19 protein-coding genes are annotated in these 22,739 nt (G+C 28.9%); all 19 read right to left on the minus strand.

Annotation, left to right across the window (positions count from 1 at the left end; genetic code table 11):
• Positions 1-14: 14 nt before the first annotated feature.
• Positions 15-1,694, minus strand: a complete 1,680-nt coding sequence (locus HMPREF9709_RS04625; RefSeq protein ID WP_005398336.1) for a ribonuclease J — start codon at positions 1,692-1,694, stop codon at positions 15-17.
• A 14-nt stretch (positions 1,695-1,708) separates the two neighbouring features.
• Positions 1,709-1,957 (minus strand): DUF1292 domain-containing protein, encoded by a 249-nt coding sequence (locus HMPREF9709_RS04630; RefSeq protein ID WP_040463837.1) that lies wholly within the window; start codon positions 1,955-1,957, stop codon positions 1,709-1,711.
• Position 1,958: 1 nt separating this feature from the next.
• A complete protein-coding gene (gene ruvX / locus HMPREF9709_RS04635; protein ID WP_005398339.1) occupies positions 1,959-2,369 on the minus strand; it encodes a Holliday junction resolvase RuvX in 411 nt (136 codons plus the stop codon).
• A 43-nt stretch (positions 2,370-2,412) separates the two neighbouring features.
• On the minus strand, positions 2,413-2,679 hold the full coding sequence (locus tag HMPREF9709_RS04640; RefSeq protein ID WP_005398340.1) for an IreB family regulatory phosphoprotein: 267 nt from the start codon (positions 2,677-2,679) through the stop codon (positions 2,413-2,415).
• A gap of 8 nt (positions 2,680-2,687) precedes the next feature.
• On the minus strand, positions 2,688-5,288 hold the full coding sequence (alaS, locus tag HMPREF9709_RS04645; RefSeq protein ID WP_005398347.1) for an alanine--tRNA ligase: 2,601 nt from the start codon (positions 5,286-5,288) through the stop codon (positions 2,688-2,690).
• Between the two features lie 18 nt (positions 5,289-5,306).
• A complete protein-coding gene (locus HMPREF9709_RS04650) occupies positions 5,307-5,693 on the minus strand; it encodes an RrF2 family transcriptional regulator (RefSeq protein ID WP_005398348.1) in 387 nt (128 codons plus the stop codon).
• A 157-nt stretch (positions 5,694-5,850) separates the two neighbouring features.
• Positions 5,851-8,268, minus strand: a complete 2,418-nt coding sequence (gene leuS / locus HMPREF9709_RS04655) for a leucine--tRNA ligase (protein ID WP_005398349.1) — start codon at positions 8,266-8,268, stop codon at positions 5,851-5,853.
• A gap of 62 nt (positions 8,269-8,330) precedes the next feature.
• Positions 8,331-9,620 (minus strand): thermonuclease family protein, encoded by a 1,290-nt coding sequence (locus tag HMPREF9709_RS09590; protein ID WP_005398350.1) that lies wholly within the window; start codon positions 9,618-9,620, stop codon positions 8,331-8,333.
• 629 nt (positions 9,621-10,249) lie between these two features.
• Positions 10,250-11,134: a TraX family protein gene (locus tag HMPREF9709_RS04665; protein ID WP_005398352.1), complete on the minus strand. Its 885-nt coding sequence runs from the start codon at positions 11,132-11,134 to the stop codon at positions 10,250-10,252.
• A 23-nt stretch (positions 11,135-11,157) separates the two neighbouring features.
• Positions 11,158-12,543 (minus strand): asparagine--tRNA ligase, encoded by a 1,386-nt coding sequence (gene asnS / locus HMPREF9709_RS04670; RefSeq protein WP_005398355.1) that lies wholly within the window; start codon positions 12,541-12,543, stop codon positions 11,158-11,160.
• A complete protein-coding gene (locus HMPREF9709_RS04675; RefSeq protein WP_005398357.1) occupies positions 12,533-13,873 on the minus strand; it encodes a replication-associated recombination protein A in 1,341 nt (446 codons plus the stop codon). The genes asnS and HMPREF9709_RS04675 overlap by 11 nt, the downstream gene beginning before the upstream one ends.
• A gap of 60 nt (positions 13,874-13,933) precedes the next feature.
• On the minus strand, positions 13,934-14,380 hold the full coding sequence (gene nrdR, locus HMPREF9709_RS04680) for a transcriptional regulator NrdR (protein ID WP_005398358.1): 447 nt from the start codon (positions 14,378-14,380) through the stop codon (positions 13,934-13,936).
• Between the two features lie 9 nt (positions 14,381-14,389).
• A complete protein-coding gene (gene ftsZ, locus HMPREF9709_RS04685; RefSeq protein WP_005398359.1) occupies positions 14,390-15,433 on the minus strand; it encodes a cell division protein FtsZ in 1,044 nt (347 codons plus the stop codon).
• Positions 15,434-15,520: 87 nt separating this feature from the next.
• Positions 15,521-16,738 carry an FtsW/RodA/SpoVE family cell cycle protein gene (locus tag HMPREF9709_RS04690; protein ID WP_005398360.1) on the minus strand — a complete coding sequence of 406 codons (1,218 nt, stop codon included), beginning with the start codon at positions 16,736-16,738 and terminating at the stop codon, positions 15,521-15,523.
• A gap of 24 nt (positions 16,739-16,762) precedes the next feature.
• Entirely contained in the window at positions 16,763-18,082 is a 1,320-nt protein-coding gene (gene murD, locus HMPREF9709_RS04695; protein WP_005398362.1) for a UDP-N-acetylmuramoyl-L-alanine--D-glutamate ligase, read from the minus strand.
• A gap of 9 nt (positions 18,083-18,091) precedes the next feature.
• Positions 18,092-19,042, minus strand: coding sequence for a phospho-N-acetylmuramoyl-pentapeptide-transferase (gene mraY / locus HMPREF9709_RS04700; RefSeq protein WP_005398364.1), 951 nt, complete (start codon positions 19,040-19,042; stop codon positions 18,092-18,094).
• Positions 19,042-21,297, minus strand: coding sequence for a peptidoglycan D,D-transpeptidase FtsI family protein (locus tag HMPREF9709_RS04705; protein ID WP_005398366.1), 2,256 nt, complete (start codon positions 21,295-21,297; stop codon positions 19,042-19,044). Before HMPREF9709_RS04705 ends, mraY begins: the two co-directional genes overlap by 1 nt.
• Positions 21,298-21,309: 12 nt before the next feature.
• A complete protein-coding gene (locus tag HMPREF9709_RS04710; RefSeq protein ID WP_005398367.1) occupies positions 21,310-21,786 on the minus strand; it encodes a hypothetical protein in 477 nt (158 codons plus the stop codon).
• 15 nt (positions 21,787-21,801) lie between these two features.
• Positions 21,802-22,737, minus strand: a complete 936-nt coding sequence (gene rsmH, locus HMPREF9709_RS04715) for a 16S rRNA (cytosine(1402)-N(4))-methyltransferase RsmH (protein WP_005398368.1) — start codon at positions 22,735-22,737, stop codon at positions 21,802-21,804.
• Positions 22,738-22,739 lie beyond the last annotated feature (2 nt).

Raw genomic sequence — 22,739 nt, forward strand, 5'->3', positions numbered from 1 at the left:
TATTCCCCTTATTATTAAATTTCAAGTATTATTGTTAATATCATCGGATCTCTCTTTATTTCAGAATAAACAAAAGATCTTAGCTTGTCTGCAATTAAAAACTTCATTTGTGCAGTATCCACGATTTTTTTATTATTTATTTCCTTTTGAGTCATTTCTAATACTTTATAGGCTCCAGAAATAATTTGTTGAGAATCTTTAACATAAACAAATCCCCTTGAAAGTATTTCCGGTCTTCCGACTAATTTCTTTTGCTTAGTATCAAATACCATAGCTACATTAATTAATCCCTCTTCAGAAAGTCTCTTTCTATCTCTTAATACAACATTTCCAACATCACCTATACCTAAACCATCTACAAGCAATTTACCTGCTGGTACGGTTTCTGTCATTTTAGCACCATGTTGATTTATTTCAATAACATTACCAATTTCAGTGATAAATATATTTTCCTCTTTAACTCCCATTTTTATAGCTAGATCCTTATGCATAGCAAGATGTCTTAACTCACCATGTACTGGGATAAAGTATTTTGGTCGTATTAAAGCAAGCATAAGTTTTAACTCTTCTCTAGAAGCGTGACCAGAAACATGCACATCTGCAAGTTTAGAATATACAACATTTACTCCTAATTTAGTAAGATTGTTAATTACAGATCCCATTGAGTCTTCATTTCCTGGAATTGGAGTTGCAGAAATGATAACAGTATCTCCTTTTTGAAGTTTTAGTTGTCTATGTTCTTCTCTTGCCATTCTTGTAAGTGCTGCCATTGTCTCGCCTTGACTACCAGTTGTCAGCATTACAATTTCTTCATCTTTGAATTTGTTGATGTTTTTTATATCTTGGATAGTATTTTCTTTTACTCTCAAATAACCAAGTTCAATCGCGATTTTTATGTTTTTAACCATAGATCTACCAGAAATAAACATCTTTCTGTTGTTGTATTCTGTAGCATCAAAAACTTGTTGTATACGGTGTAAATTTGAAGCAAATGTAGCAACCGCAATCCTACCTTCTGCTTCAGAGAATACCTTTTTGAATGTTTCCCTTACAGATATTTCACTTACAGTAAAACCTGCTCTCTCAACATTTGTACTATCACTTAGTAAACATAATACACCTTTTCTACCTAATTCACCAAGTCTTTGTAAATCCATCATAACACCATCAATAGGTGTAAAGTCAACTTTAAAGTCACCTGTAAATACTACTGTACCTAAATCAGTATGCAATGCAATCGCACAAGCATCTGGTATTGAATGGTTTACAGCGATAAATTCAACATCGATATCACCCAATCTGATTGTTTGACCTTGTGAAACTGTCTTTAACACAGAAGTATCTAGTCCATGTTCTTCCAATTTTCCTTGAATAAGCCCTAATGTTAGTCTTGTAGCATAAACTCTTGTATTAAGTTTTTTTAACAAATATGGCACTGCACCAATATGGTCTTCATGTCCATGTGTTATTAATAATCCTGATATTTTATCTTTATTTTGCTCTAAATATGTGAAATCTGGTATAACGATATCTATCCCTGGCATTGTTTCGTCTGGGAATGTAGTACCTGCATCAATAATCAAAATTTGATTATTGTATTCAATTGCTGTCATATTTTTACCAATTTCACCAACTCCCCCAAGCGGTATAATCTTTATACTGCTCGATTTTTTTCTTCTATTGTGTCTATTCATATTTTTCCCTTCTCTTAATCTAAATTCTCTTCTTCGTCTAAAAGATCATTGTAAATTGCAAGAATTTCATTTAACTCTTTTTCACTTTCAATCGGTAAGAAAACAGCATCTTCTTCCTCAAGTTTTATTTCGAAAATATATAACTCTTCATTATCATCCAATAAAGCAGCATAATCTCTATCATCTACGCCAAATGTATCTAATAATCTCAATTTTATTTTTTTTGAACCATCGTATAGTTCGATATATTCTAAATTTTCCATTTTATCTTGCATCTAAATAAGATTGCAGTATCAAAGCTGCAGCAATCTTATCAATATGATCCTTTCTTCTATTTCTTCCTACGTTACTTTCTATCAAAACTCTTTCTGCAGAGACTGTTGTAAGCCTCTCATCTTCATAAATTATCTCATTGTCTATTTCTTTTTTTAACAAATCTACAAAACTCATTACTCTTTGAGCAGATGGTCCTTTAGAACCATCCATATTATAGGGCATACCAATAATTACTTTGGTAATCTCATTTTCTTCTATTATTTTCTTTATTTGTTCAATGTCGCTACGAACATTTTTTCTTTTAATTGTAACCAAACCATTAGCGAACATTAAAAATGGATCTGATATAGCAACTCCTATAGTTTTTGTACCTAAATCTAAACCTATATATCTTTCCATAATTCCTCATTAAAATTGGGTAGAATAAAATCCTACCCAAATTCTATTTTCTAATACCATTTTTTTCAAAGTAGAAATTTAAAATACTTTCTAATAATTCATTTCTATCTATTTGTTTAATCATTTTTCTAGCATCTTTAAAAGATGTAATATATGTTGGATCTCCTGACAAAATATATCCTATAATTTGATTTGAAGGATCATATCCTTTTTCTTCAAGAGCTTCATATACTTTTTTTAAAGTTTCTACTAAAGTATCTTCTTCTGTCCTATTTAACTTGAAATGCATTGTTTTATCGAAATTTGACATAATGCCTCCTATTGTAATTTGTCTGTGATAAAATCAGCTGCAGCTTTTAATGCTTCATCTAATTTATCAATGTCCTTTCCACCAGCTTGTGCAAAATCTGGTCTACCACCACCATTACCACCAGTGTTTTGAGCAACAAATCTTACTATTTCTCCTGCCTTAATATTTCTCTTAATTAATTGAGGAGAAACTGAAGAAACAAAAATTATTTTTCCGTTAATTACACTTGATAATAACACTATTATATTATCATTTTTATTTTGAATTTTATCGGAAATATTTTTTAGTAAATCCATTTCGATATCATCTAATCTAACAATTAATGTATTAACATCGTTAATAGTAGATATTTTAGTTTCAATGGATTCTATAATTCTATTTTCTTGTAATGATTTATATGTTTCAATTATTGATTTCATATTTTCTTCATTTTCTAAAGAAGAATTAATTTTTTCTTCAATATTTTCTTTTTTAGTTTTTAATATATTAGCAATTCTTTCTTCTTTTTCTTGATATTTATTTAGATAATTATATACGCTTAAACCTGTAATCGCTTCAATACGTCTTACACCTGCGGCTATTCCTGATTCTGATAATATCTTAAACATCATAACTTCACTTGTAGAGTTTACATGAGATCCCCCACATAATTCTGTTGAGTAACCTCCCATATCTACGACCCTTACGACATCTTTATATTTATCTTCAAATAAGCCAACTGCACCCATTTCTTGTGATTCTTTTAGAGACATTTCTTGAATGTTTACTTTATAATTATCAAAAATAGATTTATTGACCATTTGTTCAATCTTTGATAAATCTTCGTCTGAAATTGCTTCAAAGTGAGTAAAGTCAAATCTTAATCTTTCATCTGTTACCAATGAACCAGCTTGGTTTATATGAGTTCCTAATACAGTTTTTAATGCCTTATTTAATAAATGTGTAGCAGAATGATTTTTTCTAATAGAATTTCTTCTATCTGCATCAATTTTTGCAACGACTTCATCACCTACACTAAATTCGCCGTTTTCACATTCTACAAAACAGTAATATATTTCATCAGCTGTCTTTTTAGTGTCTAAAACTCGTAATAAGCCATTATTACTCTCAATATATCCAGTATCTCCTATTTGACCACCTGATTCGCCGTAAAATGGTGTTATATCAAGTACAACTATTGCTTTTTCACCTTCATTGATTGTATTGTCATCTAATCCTTCAATACCAATAATTTTTGATTCAGACTCGATATTTGTATCACCCACATAAAAAGTTTTGTCATAACCAGTGATAGTAATTTTATCTTCTTCCCAACCACCTTCAAAACTCTTATTTGATCTGGATTTTTCTTTTTGAATTTGCATAGCATTTTTAAATCCATCTTTATCTATAGAAATACCCATATCTTTGGCAATTTCTTCTGTTAAATCTAAAGGAAAACCATATGTATCATACAATTTAAATGCATCTTCTCCGGATAATTCCTTTTTGTTTTCAGATTTTAACATTTCAAGCTTATTATTTAATATTTCTAAACCTTGATCAATAGTTTCTTGGAATTTATCTTCTTCTCTTCTTATGATTTTCATAACTCTTTCTTTGTCTTCCAAGACTTCTGGATACTCAGAATTATATATTGTCATTACTTTTTCAAAAAGTTTTGTCAAGAAGTTTCCTTTTATTCCTAGATGTTTACCATGTCTATATGCTCTTCTGATTAATCTTCTTAACACATATCCTCTTCCTTCATTTGATGGAATTACACCGTCAAACACTAGAAAAGTCATAGCCTTACTATGATCCATTATAACTCTAAATGATTCATCAAATTTAGCATCTTCACCATATTTCTTACCTGATAAATTTGATATTTCATCTAAAATAGGTTTGAAAGTTTTCAATTCGAAAATATTATTTGCATTTTCAACAATTAATCCCAATCTTTCTAACCCCATACCTGTATCAATATTTGGATGTTCTAATGGTATATAGTTTCCTTTAGAATCTTTATTAAACTGTGTAAATACTAAATTCCAAATTTCTAGATATCTGTCTTCTGGATCTTCGTATTGTGGGCCACGGTCATACATGATTTCAGAACAAGGACCACATGGACCTTCTTCAATTTCCCAGAAATTATCTTCTTTTCCTAATCTTTTGATTTTATCTTCTGGTAAACCTACCACTTTATGCCATATATCATAAGCCTCGTCATCATCTTGATATACTGTAACAGACATCTTTTCTGGATCTAGTTCAATAACTTCAGTTAAAAATTCCCACGCCCATTGAATTGCTTCTTTTTTAAAATAATCCCCAAAAGAAAAATTACCCAACATTTCAAAAAATGTACCATGTCTATGTGTCTTTCCTACGTTGTCAATATCACCAGTTCTCAAGCATTTTTGTGATGAGGTAGCTCTATTTTTTGGGAATTTTTTTGTACCTACAAAATATTCTTTTAATGGTGCCATACCAGCATTTATCAGTAATAAACTTTTGTCTTTATTTGGTACCAAAGAATAACTTTTTAATCTAATATGATCTTTTTTTAATTCAAAAAAATCTAAAAATTCTTTTCTTAGTTCATTTATATTTAATTTTTTCATATTACTCCAATTTATTTATTAAATTTGATCCAAAGTAATCTTATCAATTACATTTGAAACTGCATTATCTATTTTTGAATATACATGTCTTGAAGCACAATCCTTGACTTCACAATTTTCTTCCAAGCATTTATTTGAAAGAGCTATATCGCCCTCTAATATTCTAATAACCTCTCCAATATTAATTTCAGATGCAGATTTTGATAATTGATATCCGCCATCTTTTCCTCTATAGCTTTCGACAATATTTGCTTTTTTGAGCTTTCTAAAAATCTGCTCTATGTACGTTTTGCTTAAATTTAATTCTGAAGAGATTTCACTTATATTAATCGGTCCATTTTGGCTATTATCTCTCAGATAAGATAAGGCTCGTAGACCATATTCTGTTTTCGTTGTTAAATTCATAAATCATCCTCATTTTTTATAAACCTAATATAAATAAATAATATCAAATATAAGGCTTAATTGCAAAGAAATACGTAGACATAGGCAGTATGAAAATATTCACTTTTGATTGATTTATTTAATAAATAAAGCGTGCCAAAGCACGCTTTAAACACAATTAATTTGCTACAATATTTAATATTTTTCCTGGAACATATATAACTTTTCTCACTGTTTTACCTTCAAGAGAAGCCTTAATATTTTCTTCCTCTTGTGATTTTGCAATGATTTCTTCCTTACTTGTTTCAATTGGTACAGTAATTTTACCTCTTACTTTACCATTTATTTGTACAGGAATTTCAATTGTATCATTTACTAGTTTTGATTCATCATAAACTGGCCAGATATTTTGATTTGCCATTTGTACATTGTGACCAAGTATTTGCCACATTTCTTCAGTAATATGTGGTGCACTTGGATTTAATAGAATTAAATATGTTTCTAATTCTTTTTTATTAATTGAACCCTTTTTCACAAATGAATTTAATAAAATCATTAATTGTGAAATTGCAGTGTTAAATTTCAATGCTTCATAATCTTCTGTAACCTTTTTAATAGTTTGATTAATCAAAACTTCCATATCTTCAGAATATTGATTACCTTCAACTAAAATATCTTGAAGTCTCCATACTCTATCTAAATATTTTCTAACACCATTTACAGCTTCGTCTGACCATGGTACTGATTTATCAAATTCAGAAATGAACATTTCATAAGTTCTTAATGTATCAGCTCCATAATTTTCAATTATGTCATCAGGATTTACTACATTTCCTCTTGATTTAGACATCTTTTCATTGTTTTCACCCAATATCATACCATGAGAAGTTCTCTTTCTATATGGCTCTTTTGTAGATACAACACCGATATCATATAAGAATTTATGCCAAAATCTTGAATACAATAAATGTAATGTTGTGTGTTCATTTCCCCCATTATACCAATCAACAGGTGAGAAATATTCTACAGCATCTTTTCCAACTAATTCTTGACTATTATTTGGATCCATATATCTTAAATAATACCAAGAAGATCCTGCCCATTGTGGCATAGTGTCAGTTTCTCTCTGTGCATGTCCTCCACATTGTGGACATGTAGTATTTACAAAATCTTCAATTTTAGAAAGTGGACTTGAACCGTCATCACTTGGTTCATAATTTTCAACATCTGGAAGTTTAACTGGTAAATCTTTTTCATCTACAGGTTGCCAACCACATTTTTCACAATAAACCATTGGAATTGGTTCTCCCCAGTATCTTTGTCTTGAAAATACCCAATCTCTTAACTTAAAGTTTTTCTTAGCATTACCAAGTTTATTTTCTTCAACATATTTTATAATTTTCTTTTTAGCATCTTCAACACTTAAACCATTAATCAATTCTGAATTAATAATTTTTCCATTTTCAGTATCAGTTAAAGCACCATCATCTATATTTCCACCATCTACTACTTGTCTAATTTCCAAATTAAACTTCTTAGCAAATTCATAATCTCTACTATCATGTGCTGGTACTGCCATGATTGCTCCTGTACCATAAGTTATCATTACATAATCTGATACCCACACTGGTATTTCTTCTTTTGATATAGGATTAAATGCTTTTAGACCTTTGATTTCAACACCAGTCTTGTCCTTATTCATTTCAGATCTTTCAAAATCAGATTTCTTATTTGCTTCATTTTTATAAGCAATAATTTCATCATAATTTTTAATCTTATTTTTAAATTTTTCGATAACAGGATGTTCTGGAGCTATTACCATATATGTTGCTCCATAAATGGTGTCTGGTCTAGTTGTGAAAACTCTTAATTTTTCATCACTGTCTATAATTGAAAAATCAATTTCTGCACCTTCAGACCTACCAATCCAATTAATTTGTTGTTGTTTAATATGTGGTAAATAATCAACATCATCTAAATCATCAATAAGTCTATCAGCATATTCTGTGATTTTTAACATCCATTGATTTCTAATTTTATGTTCAACTTCAGTTCCACATCTTTCACATCTTCCTTGGATTACTTCTTCATTTGCTAAACCCACCTTACAAGATGGACACCAATTAATTGGAAATTCTTTTTTATAGGCTAATCCCTTCTTAAACATTTGGATAAAAATCCATTGTGTCCATTTATAATAATCTGGTTCAGTAGTATCTATAACTCTATCCCAGTCAAAAGAAAAACCTATAGATTTTAATTGCTTAGTAAAGTTAGCAATGTTTTGTTCTGTAACAACTCTTGGATGTATTTTATTTTTTATAGCAAAATTTTCTGTTGGCAATCCAAAAGCATCAAAACCCATTGGATAAAGTACCACTTGATCTTGCATTCTTCTTTTTCTTGAAACCACATCTAAAGCAGTATAAGATCTTGGATGCCCCACATGTAATCCTGCTCCTGAAGGATAAGGGAATTCAACTAATGCATAAAACTTATCTTTTGATTTATCAATTTCTGTCTTAAATGTTTTTTCCTCATCCCAAATCTTTTGCCATTTTTTCTCAATAGCATTTGGGTTATATCTTTCAACCATAATATCCCCTTTTCTCTATATAAATATAGTATATATTAACACATTTATCGAAAATTATCACATTATCTTTTCGCTCTTCTCCATCCAGCATTAATAGCTTCTTGCTCAGTCCTAAACCATCTTTCACCCTTAGAGGTATTTATTTTAGTCTTATCATAATCTCTCATTCCAGGGAGATGATATATTTTTTCACCTTTTCTATTAATATTTCCTTTTATTAATGCTTTTTGTGATGATGTATCTACTGTTTGTTTTTTATGTTCAATATTTTCAGTTTTTTGTTTTGTTTCAACCTTTTTATTTTGTACAACCTTTTTCTTCTGTTCTTTAATTTTTACTTCTTTTGGTTTTCCAGGAAATGCCGCTTCTATATTTGCCCATATACCATTTCCCTTTGGTCTTACTTGTCTCTCTATAGCTTTGTATTCGTTATAATACTTGTCATTTGGCTCATATAAAACAACTTTTGCTAAAGATGCTTGTAATAAAGCTTTATTTAATGACTTTCCATCATCTCTATACACATAAGCAAGAGTTCTGCCATATCTATCTATTTTCTCTTCGTCATATTCCAAACTTACTTTATGCCCTTGTAAAAAATCCCTAGTAAAAATATATGCAGAAGTACCTAATTTTACATTTTTATATTGTTGTGAATGGACACTTTCAGGAGTATCAACTAATAATAGTCTTATCTTTTCTACCTTGCCATCTTTATAAATTCTAATAGTGTCACCATCAACTATCTTCTCAATTTCATAATATTTTATATTATTTTCTTTTTTCTTATTTTCGTCTAGTGTTTGTATTACACTTTTAATTTGTGAAGATTCTTTTTTGCTACTTTCTGCAAGCTTTGTGTTGTTATCTTGTATTGGCTGTTCTTTTAGTGTTTCTTTAAAAGTTTCTTCTATTGATTCTTGAGTAGTTTCTTTTATTGTTTCTTTTACTGTTAAACTTTCTTCTTCAGGTTTTTCAATTTTTGAATCACTACTTATTCGAGCAAAAGATACATTATCATAATCTTTGTCATCAACACCTACGTTTTTTATTAAATTATTTTTTGATATTTCTTCATTAGAACTTTGAAAAAATACGATTGAAAAAATAAATACAGCTGCTGAGGCATACAATGTTTTCAATATCTTTACTTTTTTATTTTTCAATGCTAATGCTAAAATTAATGGTACAGAGAAAACTGACCCCAAAAACAATCTAGCTCTAAAGTTTGATAAAGAAATCAGCGACACTAAACAAGATAGTATGTATAATCCAAACAGAATACTTGTTATATTAAGATGCTTCTTTTTTATCTTTCTTATTAATTCTTTTATAAACTCTCTTATATTCATGTAAACTCTCCCCATTAAATTATTTTATCAATTTGCTATATAATATCATATACTATCTTGTAACTAATTCAACTCTTTATAAAATAATGTATAGTTATTTTCGTTGGTAAATTTTACTTTTTAGTATAATAACTTTTTCTAGCAGTTTTTCCTGATTATTTTGTTAACCTCGTTTTAGTCAGGAAGAATCTTTGGCTGTCTTTCCTGATTATTCTGGGATTCTCAGTTTAATCAGGAAATTTTTTTAGCTGTTTTTCCTGACTAATGTGATTTTTTTTAATTTAATCAGGAAAATAGTTCAATAGTTTTTCCTGACTATTCTGGATTTTTCCATTTAAACAGGAAATTTCTTCATTAGTTTTTCCTGATTATTTCGGAATTCTCAATTTAATCAGGAAAAGCTCTCATTAATTGTACCTGTTGATTTTAAGATTTTCGATTTAATCAGGAAATTTGCTTAAAAATTTTTCCTGATTATTATAGAACTTACGTTTTAATCAGGAAATTTACTGTTTATTTAATTTTTACATGTGTATTTTGAAATATTATATTCACACATGTAATTTTCCATATTTTTCTACATGTGTAATTGCTATTTTACGATTTAGACATGTAAATAAATCATTTATTCATCCTCTCCCCATTATCGCCATCAAACCAAATAACAATAAATGGAGTGGATAAAATGTATAAAATAAATATTTTACGGATTTTCCTCTCTCTCCATTGTAATAGTAGATAAGTACTGCTGCTAGGATGACAAATAATACATTAAGAATTGAGGCATGATACATTATCGCGCCCCATATAATTATTGTTAGTATTTGTGCGTATTTATCGTTTTTTAGTATTCTAAGTAATAGAATTAGTAGAATAGAAAAGTATTCATAATCAGCTAATGAACCAATATAGTAATAATTTGAAATAATAAATATCAAATTAAGGATTAGTAGTGGTATTGAATGTGATTTTAGAAATGGGATTTGCTCCATTAATGAAATTAAGATTAGAGAAATTCCAAATTCGTAAAATATATTCAAATGTCCTGCTGATAATAGAACTATTCCATTTTGGCTTAAAAACATTGGAGTAATTAAATAGGCCAATGTGACAAAAATTAATGATTTATCCCATTTTTTGTTACATGTAAATATATAATATGACGCGATTATCACTATGATAAAAACAAGGACATTTATATTATATAAAAAAGCTTTTTGCTTAAACAATGTATTTTCATAATAATTTCTTACATCAGTAGCAAGGATGAATGGTATCTGCGATAAGATTGCAAATAAATGTATCCTGCCAATATAGTTTTTTAAATTGCTTGTTTTTGAATATCCTACCACAATAAAATACGCAAAGATTGGAAGGGACATCCTACCGATTGATCTCATAAGATAAAAGGTATCTACACTTATTAATGTGGAATTTTTCAAAAATAAGTATGATGCTAGATGATCGATAAACATTGTAATCATAGCAATAATCTTTAATACAAAAGCTGTCATATATACTCTCTTTTAAGTTGTTTTTATGAATGTTTCATACTATTTACTGTTCTTGGATAAGGTATAACGTCTCTAATGTTTTTCATACCTGTCACATACATTACCATTCTTTCGAAACCAAGTCCAAATCCACCGTGAGGTACTCCACCAAATCTTCTTAAGTTTGTATACCATTCGTAATCTTCTTTTTTGATACCTTTTTCTTCCATCATTTGTAGTAATTTATCGGCATTGTCCTCTCTTTGTGATCCACCAATTAATTCTCCAACCCCTGGCACTAACATATCCATGGCTTGTACAGTTTTTCCATCATCATTTAATTTCATATAGAATGATTTGAAATCTTTTGGATAATCTGTAACAAATACTGGTCCGTTAAATACTTCTTCTGAAAGATATCTTTCGTGTTCTGTTTGTAAGTCAGATCCCCATTCAACTGGATATTCAAATTTCTTTCCTGATTTTTCTAATAAATCAATAGCTTCAGTATATGTTACATGCTTAAATTCTGAATTTACTAATTTTGTAAGTCTATCAATTAAACCTTTTTCAACAAATGAATCAAATAATTTCATTTCTTCAGGAAGTTTATCTAATACGTGTTTTACAATATACTTAACCATGTCTTCTGCTAAATTCATGACATCTTTTAATTCACAGTATGCAATTTCTGGTTCCATCATCCAAAACTCTGCAGCATGACGTGGAGTATTTGAATTTTCTGCTCTAAATGTTGGTCCAAATGTATAAACTTTAGAATAAGCCATCACAAATCCTTCAGCTTCCAATTGACCACTAACTGTTAGGTTTGATTCTGCACCAAAGAAATCTTTAGAATTATCAACCTTACCTTGATCATCTTTTGGTAAATTATTTAAGTCTAAAGTTGTAACTCTAAACATTTCACCAGCACCTTCAGCATCGGATGCAGTTATAATTGGTGTGTGTACATATAAAAAGCCTCTTTCATTAAAGAACTTATGAATCGCATATGCTAATTCACTTCTAACTCTAAATACAGCATTAAAAGCATTTGTACGCATTCTTAAATGAGGTAATGTTCTTAAGTATTCAAAAGTATGTCTTTTATTTTGTAATGGATAATCCTTTGTAGAATTATTTATGATAGATATTTTATTTGCTTGAATTTCAAAATCTTGCTTTGCATTTTCTGGTTCAACTAAAACACCTGTAACTTCTACTGCGGCATATAATCCAAGTGAGAAAATTTCCTTAAAATTTTCAAGATTGGAATTTACGATAATTTGAACATTTTCAAAAAATGTACCATCATTTATTTCTAAGAAACCAACATTTTTGGATTCTCTTGATTTCTTTATCCAACCTTTTACACTTATTTCTTTATTTACATAATCTTTATAACTACTAAATAGTTCTTTATTTTCCATTCTTACCTCTCTCTTTAATTTTATTTAATCTTTCATTGATTGCTTTTTCATAACCAACACTTTTATAATTATATATTTTAGTATTAATTAGCTCATCTGGCAAATAACTTTGATCTACCCACGATAAATCATAGTTATGAGGATATAAATAACCTATACCATTTTCTAAATCTTTCGCACCTGAATAATGATTATCTCTTAGATGCTTAGGTACATTGTAATGTCTCTCATTTACAAGTTTAATAGCATCATCAATTGCCATATATGCACTATTTGATTTTGGTGCTAACGCCATATAAATGACTGCGTTGGATAATATAATTCTTGCTTCAGGTAAACCAACAACATTAACAGATTGAAATGCTGAATTTGCAATATTTATAGCATTTGGATCAGCCAAACCAATATCTTCACTTGCAAATATCATTATCCTTCTTGCGATAAATTTAATATCTTCACCTGCAACAATCATTTTCGCCAAATAATAAACTGCAGCATTTGGATCTGAACCTCTCATAGACTTGATAAACGCTGAAATCGTATCATAATGTTCGTCACCATTTTTATCATAAACCGCAGCTTTATTAATTATAGAATTTTTAATTACCTCTAAATCAATAAAGATTTTATTATTTTCTTCCTCAGTTGATAAAACTGCTATTTCTAAACTGTTCAATAGTTTTCTAGCATCTCCAGAGCTTGTTCGCACTAGATAATCTAACGCTTCATCTGTTAATTCGATATTTTTATTTCCATATCCATTTTCTTTATCGGTCAATGCTTTATTTGTAACTTTTATTAATTCTTCATCTGTAAATTTTTCCAAAGTTAAAACATGTGATCTAGAAATGAGTGCCTTATTAACCTCAAAGTATGGATTTTCCGTTGTTGCGCCAATTAATACAATTAAACCACTTTCAACATGTGGCAACAATGTATCCTGTTGAGATTTATTAAATCTATGAATTTCATCTATAAATAATAAAGTTCTCAAAGAATAAAGGGATAAATTCTCTTTTGCTCTATCTATCACAGCCTTTATATCCTTTATACCAGCTGAAGTAGCAGATAACTCAACAAAATCCATTTTTGTTGTCTTTGCAATGATGTAGGCCAAAGTAGTTTTACCTGTCCCCGGAGGTCCATAAAATATCATTGAAGATAAACGATCTGCCTTAATCATACGATACAATGGCTTATCTTTACCTATTAAATGACTTTGACCAATATAATCATCAATATTTGTAGGTCTTAATCTCGCCGCTAACGGCTTATTCATATTAAGTTGTTCTTCCCTATTAAAAGTAAAAAAATCTAGATTATCTGGCATAGCATACTCTTTCATATATAAACAAATGCCTTATTAATTAAAACAAGGCATTTTAAGTTACTATTTTAAATTTTCTATTTCATCCGCAAATGATTGAACGTCTTCAAACTCTCTATAAACAGAAGCAAATCTCACATATGCAACTTTATCGATTTCCTTTAATTTATCCATAACTAAATCCCCAATATATGCCGATGTAATTTCTTTTTGATTTAAATGATTGATTTCTCTCTCAATTTCATCAACAGCATCTTCAAGCACGGACACTTCAATTGGTCTTTTTTCACATGATTTAATTAAACTATTTAAAAGCTTAGATCTTTGAAATGATTCTCTCCTATTGTCTTTCTTCACAACAACAATAGTTTGATCCTCAACTCTTTCATAAGTTGTAAATCTTTTTTCGCAACTTAAGCAAGCTCTTCTTCTTCTAATACTTTCATTACCGTCGGTTGGTCTTGAATCAATTACTTTTGAATCAATAAAACCACAATATGGACACTTCATTTATACTTCCTATCTTAAAAAGTCTGGGATTACAAATCCTCTATCATCATCGTCTTTCTTAGTTTGTGTTTTTGTATTGTTTGATGAAACAATTCTCTTATTATCAAATCCTGTACCGATAACTGTAATTTTAATATCATCTTTTAGATCTTGATCGATACCAGCACCAAAGATTATATTAGCATCTTTATCAATGTGATCTCTGATTAATTCTGATGCTTCACTAATTTCCATGATACCTAATTCTGAAGAAGTAATATTAATTAATACAGCTTTTGCCCCATCAATAGAAGTTTCTAATAATGGAGATTTAATAGCAGCTTTAGCAGCTTCAACAGCTCTATTTTCACCTGAAGCATAACCGATACCCATATGTGCTACACCTTGTTCTTTCATAACTGATTGAACGTCAGCAAAGTCTAAGTTAATCATATTTGGTACAGCTATTAAATCAGAAATACCTTTAATACCATCTAATAATACTTTATCAGCCATTCTAAATGCTTCTAACATTGTTGTTCTTTTCTCTGCTATTTGAAGCAATCTATCATTTGGTACAACAATTAATGTATCAACACTTTTCTTTAATTTTTCAATACCACCTTCTGCTTGAAGTTGTCTATTTCTTCCTTCAAATAAGAATGGTTTTGTAACAACAGATACAGTCAATATACCCATATCTTTAGCAATTTGTGCTACTACAGGTGCTGCACCAGTACCTGTACCACCACCCATACCAGCAGTAACAAATACCATATCTGCACCTTCTAATATTTGTTGAATGTCTTGTTTACTCTCTTCTGCAGCTTTTTCTCCAATTTCTGGATTACCACCTGAACCAAGACCTTTTGTAATTTTTGTACCTATTTGTAAAGTTTCGTCTGTATTGATTGCATCTAAAATTTGTTTATCTGTATTTACAGCTATAAATTCTACTCCGCTTAATCCGGACTCTTTCATTCTACTAATGGCGTTATTTCCACCACCACCAACACCTATTACTTTTATTTTCGCAAATCCAGTGTTGTTCATTTCCATATCAAAGTTACTCATCCACATCCTCCATACTCAGTATATTTAATAATTTTAATTCTATACATTTCATTATATCAATAGTTACGATATTTTAAAACTATTTTTTCAATATTTTCTATTTTTCAATTTTAGTAATTTTTTTTCTTGCTTTTCGTCATAATTGTTTTTTCTTGAAACATTTAAAACAATACCAAACATTGCACAAAAAGATAGCACTGAAGTCAATCCACTTGAGATAAACGGAAGTGTAATACCTGTATTTGGTATTATACTTAATGATACACCTACGTTTATCATAGATTGTATGAAATAAAGCATACCTATACCATATACTAATAATTTTGGGAATTTCTCCCTAGCTTTTTTTGCTTCATTTATTATTAGATATGTAATAGTAAAAATTAATAAAATGAATAATACCGAACCGATAAAACCAAATTCTTCACCGATTACTGCAAATATCATATCATTACTTACTTCATTTGCTAAATATCCATGCTTAAATATTGACTTTCCATAGCCAACCCCACTTATCTCACCTCTACTAACAGCATAAAGTCCATGTAGCACTTGCCATGCCTCATCATTGGAATGTGCCTCAGGATTTAAAAAAGCCGTTAATCTATCCAATTGATAGGGCTTCATAAGTTTATAAGCTAAAAATCCCCCAACAATTATCAATACTAATAAAGCAAGAGCATATCTTTTGTTCATATTTTCAACGCTAAACATCGCAATAAGTGTTAAAAATAGCACAATTGATGTTGATAAATCCGGTTGTAAAAAAACTAATCCAACTGGTATCCCAATTATTATCATAGGAATGATAAATCCTTCTTTCCAGTTATATTTTAATTTTTTCTTAGCGGCTACTACTAAAATTTTTGCTAACATCATCATAGCAACAGGTTTCACAATATCTGATGGCATAAAACTTATAATCTTAAAGTCAACAGTTCTTCTCGCTCCATTTAGTTTTAGTGATATACCAGGAATGAAAACACAAATAAGTAAAAATAGAGCCCCTAAATAGAGTAATCCTGCCTTTTTATAATATAATCTATAATCTATCTTAGAAAAGATATACATTATGATAAAACCAATAAGGAATGCTAATCCTTGTTTGAGTACATAATAATATCTTCCATGATTAAATCTTATTGTCAAATATGAACTTGCACTCAATAAGATGAATAATCCTAAAATAGAAAGAAAAACAAAACTAAATAGTAAATAATAATTTTGATTTGACTTTACGTATTCTGCATTAAAGATTTTTGATATTAAATTATTTTTTAATTTATTGTGTTTTTTGTTTTTCATATCATTCCTAAACTAATATATTTTTTAATTTCTCACTAAACTTTTGAAATGATTTCCTCTTTGTTCATAGTTATCATACATATCCCAACTTGCGCATGCTGGAGAAAATAATACGGTATCACCTTTAGAAGAATTCTCTTTAGAAATATGAACAGCTTTTTCTAAATTATCCACTATGTTTATATTATTAACTCCCATTTTTACTGCAGCATCATGTATTTTATATTTTGTATCACCAAATAATATTAATAGCTTAATATTATCTACTTGTTCAAATAGTTCATCAAAATCTACTTTTTTATCATAACCTCCAGCGATTAAAATGACATTATTTTCAAATCCTGATAATGCTACTTTTGTAGAATCAATATTTGTACCTTTTGAGTCATTATAGTATTTTACTCCATTTATTTCCTCTACAAATTCTATACGATGTTCAATTGATTGAAAGTCTTTAATCGCTTCAATTACTTTATTAAATTCTAAATCAAATTGTTGAATTGCCAATAATGCAGCTAAAGTATTAGCTATATTGTGTTTTCCAACTAAGTTTAATATATTTTTATTAAATGTATCATTGCCAATAACAATTTCATCACCATCTAAATAAGCATCTGCCTTTTCAATTAATGAAAAGTATTTTGTGTTTGCATTTATCTTTAATTTAGATAACAATTTATCATCTTTATTTAACACTAATGTATCTTCATCTTTAAAATTTTTATAGATGTTTTTTTTGGCATCAAAATAATTTTCAAAGCTCCCATGCCAATCTGTATGATCAGGTGTTATATTTGTAAATACCGCAATTTTAGGTTTAAATTGCTCAACATTTGAAAGTTGAAAACTTGACATTTCTAAGGCGTATATTGTATCTAATCCATTTTTTAATATTTCATATAATATGCCTATACCAATATTTCCAACTACTTTGGACTTGATACCACAATAGTTTAATATGTGACTAATTAATGAAGTGGTTGTAGTTTTACCATTTGTACCGGTAACTGCAACAAAATTATCTCCACCCCATATTCTATATGCAAGTTCTATATCAGAAATTACTTCTACACCTTTTTTATTTGCTTCTACAACAAATTTATTGTCCAATCTTATACCAGGGCTTTTAAGTACACAATAATATTCTGACCAATTTAATTGACTATAATCCTCTATAATTTCAGATATATAATCTTCTAACTCAGTGATAGAATTCTTATATTCTTCATATTTTCTATCATCATAAATTGAAATTTTAGCCCCTAATTCATAAAGTGCTTTTATACTTGATTTACCTGTTACTCCAAGTCCAAACACAATTATTTTTTTATCCTTAACTTCCATTATTTCCTCTTAAATTATATACATTGTAAATAGTGTTAAAATTATACTTAGCACCATAAAAGATGCGACTATTTTTGTTTCTTTGTGACCTTCTAATTCAAAATGATGATGAATTGGACTCATTTTGAAAATTCTTTTTCCACCAGTTGATTTGAAATATATCCTTTGAATTATAACAGACAATGTTTCCATCATATAAACACCACCAATAAAAATTAGATAAAGTGGCTTATTGATTATTATCATCATAGCTACAATTGCTCCACCAATTGCCATTGAACCAGTATCACCCATAAAGATTGACGCTGGATTTGAATTGAATATTAAAAATCCTAATAGCACACCTGCAAACACTAGAGCAGATAAAGCTACGGAAATATTAAATGGAAGTGCAATTATAAATATTCCAATGAACACTGGAATGGAAACAGAGGATAATAGCCCATCAAGACCATCAGTAATATTTACAGCATTTGTAGTACCGACCATGATAAAGACTATTAAAGGAATTGCTAAAATTCCAATATTAAATGCCCTTGATATAAAAGGTATATCTATTTCATAAATTCTTACATTTAATGTGAAATACATCAATACAGTTAAAATTAATGATACACTTATTTGTAAAACTAATTTTTGTTTCTCATTTAATCCTTCATTCTCTTTCTTAGCAATTTTTTCATAGTCATCAATAAAACCAATTGCACCAAATGCAAATGTAGTGATTAGTATATAAAATAGACTTAAATCAAATTTAATTGAAATTATTGAAACTAAAAAGAATGCTAATAAAAAAGCTATGCCTCCCATTGTAGGAGTCCCTTGTTTTTTATAGTGATCTTTATTGCCTTCCTCTCTTATTGGTTGTCCAAATTTCATCCTTGTTAAAATAGGAATTAATGCCCAAACTAATCCTGCGGATAATAGTATTGACAAAATTAACATTAATATCGTGTTCATCATCTCTCCTCTGTGTAAAATATTATTTCTTGATTTTGATTAATTATCTCACCTTCTTTTATTGATTGTGAAATAATTTTATCACCTTCGCCACTAATTTTATAATTAACATTATTTAATTCTAAAATTTTCTTGGCCGTTTCCGTATTCATATCTATCATACTTGGAACTTTAATATTATCGGAAAATCTTAAACTAATTGAGCTATTGGCTCTAATTAAATTATTTTCTTTAGGATTTTGATCACTAATAATATTATATCTTCCTATTTTCTGATTTGTCTTTGCTAATATATTTGATTCGTCTAATATTTTGCTTGCTTCTTCAAAAGTTTTACCAATAAGATTAGGTATTTTTACCAAATCTTTATTGTTATCATTTTTTAATGGCCTACCTAAATCATATTCAGCTACATCATACATTATATCCTTTGCAACAGGTTTTGCAGTATCTGCGGCTAATGTATGTGATAAAGGTTCATCAAAAACTACTAGTAAAGTATATTTTGGATTATCAGAAGGATAAGTTACAAAAATTGATGTAAATACTGATTCAATTGTATCACTTTCATTTTTAAAAATGCTATGAGTGTTATATTTTTCAGTTGTACCAGTTTTTGCACCAAATTTTAATTCTTCCGTGTTTAATCCATATGATTCTGCCGTATACTCTAAATACTCTTTAACTTCTTTTGAAGTAGTCTCTGATATTGTATTACCTAAATATTCTTCTGAAATATCAAACACTTTTTCATTTGACTTATCCATTATTTCTTTAACTACTCTTGGTTTATAATATCTACCACCGTTAACTATTGAATTAAGTGTAGATAATATCTGTATTGGACTCACATTAACATAATGTCCATAACTCATCGTACCAAAATCTACATCAGAAATATTTGCATCTTTTGGGAAAAATCCATTAATTTCATTAGGTAAATCTATACCCGTCTTTTTTCCCAATCTTAATGTATGACCATATTCAACATATTTTTCTTTTCCAATATCTTTTGCAACTTGTACAAACACTGGGTTTGATGAATTCTTTAATGCTTCTCTTAGATTTTGTGGTCCATGAGGATCCCAAAATCTCCAACTCTTGATTACTACACCTGGAGCTAGTTCATAAAAACCATCATCTTGATATATTTTTTTCTTTATATCACTATTAGTTTCTAAAGCTATTGCGGTTGTCACGACTTTATACACAGATCCTGGATCATATTCCATTGATACTGCATTATTTTCCCATTTTCTAAATAGATAATCCACTTGTTTTTTATCATCTAAATTAGATAAAAATAGTTTATCAATTTCTGATGATAAGTCTCTAGGTTTATTTGAATCAAACGTTGGGAATGATTGCATTGCCAATACTTCCCCATTATTTGGATTCATCAATACTGCTGTAGCAGACATTGATCTCGTTGTTATCATCGCATCTTTTAAATGCTTATATAATATATTTTGCAATTCTATATCAATTGTACTCTTAATATTTTTAGCATCTTCTGAATTTTTGTTTTCTGTTTTAGTATAAGGAATTTCTGTACCATTAACCGATTTATAAAACTCTCTATATCCACTTTCGCCAGATAAAAATTTATCATAATATTTTTCTAATCCATACTTGGCAACATCATCTTCAATAAACCCTATGGCGTTAGAAGCTAATTCATTATTTGGATAAAATCTTTCGTCAACAGGCATGAATAAAAGATATGGCAGATTTAATAATTCAATTTGAGATTTTTGTGATTTGTTTAATGAATTATAAATAAATCCTTCTTTTCCCTTATCGATTAATTTATAAATCTCCTCTGCTTTAATATCTAATATCTTCGCTATTTTTTGAATTTCCTCATTTTTATAAATAGCCTTTGAAGCTTGTTTTCTTAATTCTTCCTGTTTTTCTTTATCAAGTTTTTCAAACTCCACATCATTTCTTAAAACTTCTTTCGCTTTTTTACTTTCTTCTTCAGAGATAACAGGAAGTAAATACAAACTATCTATTTTTCTAGAAATCGCCAGTGGATTTCCATTTCTATCTAAAATATTTCCTCTTTCTGGCTTTATAACTTTGCCTACTTTTGCGGCTACATTTCCTTTTGTCTTATATTGGTACTTATCGACTATTTGTAAGTTAACCAATCTATATATAAATCCTAAAAGTAAAAATGCTAATAACAATGTTGAAAATGAAATTTTAACATTTGTTCTTAGCATTTTTCTTTTATTTCGTTTTTTACTCATTAGTATCCTCAATTATCTAAAAAAGTTAGTTAAAACAGTAAATATTGAATTACTATTATTTTCTTGTGAATCTACAGTAAAATCATTTATTGAAATTAATTTTTCTTCGTTATTTTCTTCTACTTTTGCAATATCTTCACTACTTGGATACACCATATCTAGTCTTGATTTCGCAATAGATTCAATTCTTTTATCAGAATTAAATGGAGCAACTATTTCTTTTAAAGAGCTCACTTCAACTGAAAGTTCATTGTTTTTACTTTCTAAAATTGAATTATTACTACTTATACTCAATAAATCAGTATATCCTACACTTAATAATACAATTAATAAAACAATTAAACAAGTATTAACTATGGCAAAATTTCTAAACATTTTTCCATAATTTATACTTTTTGATCTTACTTTAGATTTTCTTTTTTCTTCTGGTAAGGAAATAGCTCTCGTTCTATTTAAACTATTTGTCTGTATTCTTTTCAATCCTTCCATTTTTAGCTCCTAATATTATAATTTTTCACAAACTCTTAATTTCGCTGATCTTGAACGATTATTTTTTTCTAACTCTTCTTCTGAAGGTACTATTGGTTTTCTATTTATAACTTTTACTTTTTCAACTTTATTACATACACAAACTGGAAACTCAGGAGGACAAGTACATCCTTTTGCTAATTCCTTAAAAATATTTTTTACAATTCTATCTTCTAGGGAATGGAAAGTAATCACCGCTAATCTTCCGCCTTCTTTTAATCTATCTACAGCAGAATTAATCCCAGTTTCTAAAACATCTAATTCTTTGTTTACTTCAATTCTTAATGCTTGAAATACTTTTTTAGCCGGATGTTTTCCTTCCATCCTTACTTTCTTAGGAATGGCTTTTTTAATAATTTCCACAAGGTCAAAAGTAGTAACAATTTCTTTTTCTTCTCTTTCTTTTAAGATAAATTCAGCAATTCTCATGCCCCATTTTTCTTCACCATAGTTCCAAAAAATTGATTCCAACTCTTCTTGTGTATAATTGTTTACAATATATCTTGCTGTTAAATCTTGTTCTTTATCCATTCTCATATCTAGTTCAGAATCTTTATGATAAGAAAATCCTCTTTCACCCTCATCAAGTTGATAAGAAGACACTCCTATGTCCATTAAAACTCCATCAACTTTATCAATTGATAATGAGTCAAGAATCTTACCTAAATAAGCATAATTGCATTTAATAAAATACACTTGATCTTTATACTCTTTTAATCTATCTGTTGCTGCAATTAGTGCGTCTTCATCTTGATCAATTGCTACCAATCGACCATTTGGACCCATTCTCTTTAAAATCTCGATAGAATGGCCTGCTCCACCAACTGTACAATCAACATATATTCCATTTTCTTTTATATTTAACGCTTCAATTGTTTCGTTTAATAAAACAGACTCATGCTTAAAATCCATTG

The organism is Helcococcus kunzii ATCC 51366 (assembly GCF_000245755.1).
GTDB lineage: Bacteria > Bacillota > Clostridia > Tissierellales > Peptoniphilaceae > Helcococcus > Helcococcus kunzii.

Coding starts and splice junctions, on each gene's coding strand:
- HMPREF9709_RS04625 (WP_005398336.1), bottom strand. CDS start 1,694: ATGAATAGACACAATAGAAGAAAAAAATCGAGCAGTATAAAGATTATA.
- HMPREF9709_RS04630 (WP_040463837.1), bottom strand. CDS start 1,957: ATGGAAAATTTAGAATATATCGAACTATACGATGGTTCAAAAAAAATA.
- ruvX (WP_005398339.1), bottom strand. CDS start 2,369: ATGGAAAGATATATAGGTTTAGATTTAGGTACAAAAACTATAGGAGTT.
- HMPREF9709_RS04640 (WP_005398340.1), bottom strand. CDS start 2,679: ATGTCAAATTTCGATAAAACAATGCATTTCAAGTTAAATAGGACAGAA.
- alaS (WP_005398347.1), bottom strand. CDS start 5,288: ATGAAAAAATTAAATATAAATGAACTAAGAAAAGAATTTTTAGATTTT.
- HMPREF9709_RS04650 (WP_005398348.1), bottom strand. CDS start 5,693: ATGAATTTAACAACGAAAACAGAATATGGTCTACGAGCCTTATCTTAT.
- leuS (WP_005398349.1), bottom strand. CDS start 8,268: ATGGTTGAAAGATATAACCCAAATGCTATTGAGAAAAAATGGCAAAAG.
- HMPREF9709_RS09590 (WP_005398350.1), bottom strand. CDS start 9,620: ATGAATATAAGAGAGTTTATAAAAGAATTAATAAGAAAGATAAAAAAG.
- HMPREF9709_RS04665 (WP_005398352.1), bottom strand. CDS start 11,134: ATGACAGCTTTTGTATTAAAGATTATTGCTATGATTACAATGTTTATC.
- asnS (WP_005398355.1), bottom strand. CDS start 12,543: ATGGAAAATAAAGAACTATTTAGTAGTTATAAAGATTATGTAAATAAA.
- HMPREF9709_RS04675 (WP_005398357.1), bottom strand. CDS start 13,873: ATGCCAGATAATCTAGATTTTTTTACTTTTAATAGGGAAGAACAACTT.
- nrdR (WP_005398358.1), bottom strand. CDS start 14,380: ATGAAGTGTCCATATTGTGGTTTTATTGATTCAAAAGTAATTGATTCA.
- ftsZ (WP_005398359.1), bottom strand. CDS start 15,433: ATGAGTAACTTTGATATGGAAATGAACAACACTGGATTTGCGAAAATA.
- HMPREF9709_RS04690 (WP_005398360.1), bottom strand. CDS start 16,738: ATGAAAAACAAAAAACACAATAAATTAAAAAATAATTTAATATCAAAA.
- murD (WP_005398362.1), bottom strand. CDS start 18,082: ATGGAAGTTAAGGATAAAAAAATAATTGTGTTTGGACTTGGAGTAACA.
- mraY (WP_005398364.1), bottom strand. CDS start 19,042: ATGAACACGATATTAATGTTAATTTTGTCAATACTATTATCCGCAGGA.
- HMPREF9709_RS04705 (WP_005398366.1), bottom strand. CDS start 21,297: ATGAGTAAAAAACGAAATAAAAGAAAAATGCTAAGAACAAATGTTAAA.
- HMPREF9709_RS04710 (WP_005398367.1), bottom strand. CDS start 21,786: ATGGAAGGATTGAAAAGAATACAGACAAATAGTTTAAATAGAACGAGA.
- rsmH (WP_005398368.1), bottom strand. CDS start 22,737: ATGGATTTTAAGCATGAGTCTGTTTTATTAAACGAAACAATTGAAGCG.